Below are 758 nucleotides of genomic sequence, written 5' to 3'. Positions count from 1 at the left end.
GTTTTAATGTGTAGCAGCCTGATAATAATCCGCAGCCCAAAATGAGGAGTAAACAGGCTGATATTACCGGCAAAAATGGGAGCAAATATCGGCAATTTTCAATTTTCATAGTCAATTCCCTTGAAATTTATTTGTTATTATTCTATTATAGCCAAATAGCTTTAGTCAAAGGTATTAATGGTTAGGAGGAATAAATGTCAAGACCTGTAACGTTATTTTCAGGACAATGGGTTGATATACCCTTTGAGAAATTTTGTGAAAAAGCAAAATCCTTTGGTTATGAAGGGATTGAAATTGCCTGTTGGGGCGATCATCTGGAATTAAAAAAAGCCGCGACTGATTTAAAATATGTGGAAGAAAAGAAAAATATTCTAAAAAATTTCGGTCTTAAAGTACTGGCAATTGGAACTCATTTAATCGGACAGTGTGTAGGCGATAACCACGATACGAGGTTAAACGCCCTTGCGCCCGCTAATCTCGCCGGAAAAGGCGAAGATATCCGCAAGTGGGCTATTCAGGAGATGAAATACGCCGCCGCCGCCGCGAAAAATTTGGGCGTAAAAATAGTAACTGGTTTTATGGGCAGTCCCATTTGGGCTTACTGGTATTCTTTTCCGCCAACCACGGAACAGATGATTACAGGGGGTTTGCGGAATTACCGGTAAATAACGCGTATCTTGAACTTTACAGGCTGTACCACACGGAGGATAATTTTTACGAAGAACTGTATCAGCGCTCAGGAAGAAACCTTCCCGCTT

The 758-nt window shown here is 40.5% G+C and carries 1 protein-coding gene; it reads left to right on the top strand.

The genetic code is table 11. The features are described from left to right. The first annotated feature begins 194 nt into the window (after nt 1-194). Nucleotides 195-665: a sugar phosphate isomerase/epimerase family protein gene (locus ACYVRH_RS13785; protein WP_461257459.1), complete on the top strand. Its 471-nt coding sequence runs from the start codon at nt 195-197 to the stop codon at nt 663-665. The last annotated feature ends 93 nt before the right edge of the window (nt 666-758 follow it).

Source organism: Treponema sp. R80B11-R83G3, from assembly GCF_054786115.1.
The sequence above is the reverse complement of the archived record's forward strand: the minus strand, read 5'-3'. Positions and strand labels throughout refer to the sequence as shown.